This is a genomic window from Homoserinimonas sp. (assembly GCF_056262345.1).
In genome coordinates this window covers 1-1,950 of the sequence record NZ_JBACFR010000140.1, presented here as the reverse complement: position 1 = coordinate 1,950, position 1,950 = coordinate 1, and the positions used below count along the sequence as shown (strand labels likewise).

Sequence of the window (1,950 nt, the reverse complement as noted above, 5' to 3'; positions counted from 1 at the left end):
CAGGAGTACCGCGTCGTCAACTCGACTGACCCCAGGGTTATCGACGAGGAGCGTCGCAGGGCACAGCGCAAGGCCAAGCGCGCGCCAAGCGATGCAGAGATCGAGGATGCGATGTTCGACGAGGCAGCGACGCGGTAGACGGCGTTTCCGGGCTCTGGCTATCGCGCCCCGGCTCGCGTCAACAAGCGGGTTACGCGAGCGAGATGAGGTCCGCGTAGTCGGGGCTCCAGTGGTCTTCGACACCATCCGGCAGGATAAGCACGCGCTGGGGGTTGAGCGCCTCGACGGCTCCCTCATCGTGACTAACGAGCACAACTGCGCCCGCGTAGTTGGCCAGCGCATCCAGAATCTCGATGCGGCTTGCAGGGTCGAGGTTGTTGGTTGGCTCGTCAAGGAGCAAAACATTGGCGCCTGAGACCACGATCATGGCCAGCGCAAGACGAGTCTTCTCACCACCCGAAAGCACGCCTGCCGGCTTATGCGAGTCGTCTCCCGTGAAGAGGAACGATCCGAGCACTCGCCGCGCTTCGGTCTCCGTGATGTTCGGAGACGACGACACCATGTTCTCCAACACGCTGCGCTTGACATCGATCGTCTCGTGCTCCTGCGCGTAGTAACCGATACGTAGTCCGTGGCCGGGCTCAATCTGGCCGGTGTCCGGCTTGTCTACGCCCGCGAGCATCCGAAGGAGGGTGGTCTTTCCCGCGCCGTTAAAGCCGAGAATCACGACCTTGGAACCGCGGTCGATCGCGAGGTCGACGGCGGTGAAGATCTCAAGAGAGCCGTAGCTTTTGCTGAGGTTATGGGCCATCAAGGGCGTGCGGCCACACGGCGCAGGCTCGGGAAAGCGAAGCTTGGCGACACGGTCGACCGTGCGGACCTCGTCGAGCCCTGAGAGCATCTTTTCGGCTCTGCGCACCATCTGGTGTGCCGCTGCGGCCTTGCTCGCCTTCGCTCCGAACTTGGCGGCCTGCATCTGCAGCACCGCGGCCTTCTTCTCGACGTTGGTGCGCTCCTTCTTGCGGCGCTCCTCATCGGCTTCACGCTGGCGCAGGTAGTGCTTCCAGCCCATGTTGTAGACGTCGATTTCCTGACGGTTCGCGTCCAGGTAGAAGACCTTATTGACGGTCTCGCCGACCAGCTCGATGTCGTGGCTGATCACGATGAAGCCGCCGCTGTAGTTCTTGAGGAACTCGCGGAGCCACACGACCGAGTCGGCGTCGAGGTGGTTCGTGGGCTCATCCAGAATCAGCGTTTCGGCATCGGAAAACAGGATTCGAGCGAGCTCGATTCGGCGGCGCTGGCCACCGGACAGTGTCTTGAGGGGCTGGTCGAGAATGCGGTCGGGAAGGTTGAGATTGCTCGCGATCGACGCGGCCTCAGCCTCGGCGGCGTAACCGCCCAGTGCGTCAAAGCGATCGGTGAGCTTTGAGTACTTCTTCATGGCAGCCTCGGCCACCGCGGGGTCTGATGAACCCATGTCGATCGTGGCCTGGCGCATCCCGATGACGAGTTGGCCAAGGTCGCGGGCATCGAGGATGCGGGTCCGGGCGAGGTCCTCTGGATTGCCTGAGCGAGGGTCCTGCGGCAGGTAGCCGATTTCCCCTGTGCGGTCGATGCGGCCCGCGTTGGGTAGCATCTCGCCGGCGAGCGTCTTGGTGAGCGTGGTCTTGCCCGCACCATTGCGACCGACCAGGCCTACCTTGTCGCCCCGGTCGACGCGGAACGTCACATCGGACATGAGAGTTCGTGCTCCCACTCGAATTTCGAGGTCTTGCACGCTGAGCACAGGCTTAATCCATTTCTTGGGCCCGACAGGGCCAGAAGCACATCGGGGGTGGTGAGGGCAAACACTTAGTATATTTGCGTTCGGGTGTGTAAATGATCACTGCCCCTCCGACCATCGGATTCCGTATGTCTCTCCCTAATTACCAAACGCCGACCCAGCGG

General features: G+C 62.2%; 1 protein-coding gene. It reads right to left on the bottom strand.

Annotation, left to right across the window (positions count from 1 at the left end; genetic code table 11):
* Positions 1 to 190: 190 nt before the first annotated feature.
* On the bottom strand, positions 191 to 1,789 hold the full coding sequence (locus AC062T_RS06930) for an ABC-F family ATP-binding cassette domain-containing protein (protein WP_476028620.1): 1,599 nt from the start codon (positions 1,787 to 1,789) through the stop codon (positions 191 to 193).
* Between the last annotated feature and the right edge of the window lie 161 nt (positions 1,790 to 1,950).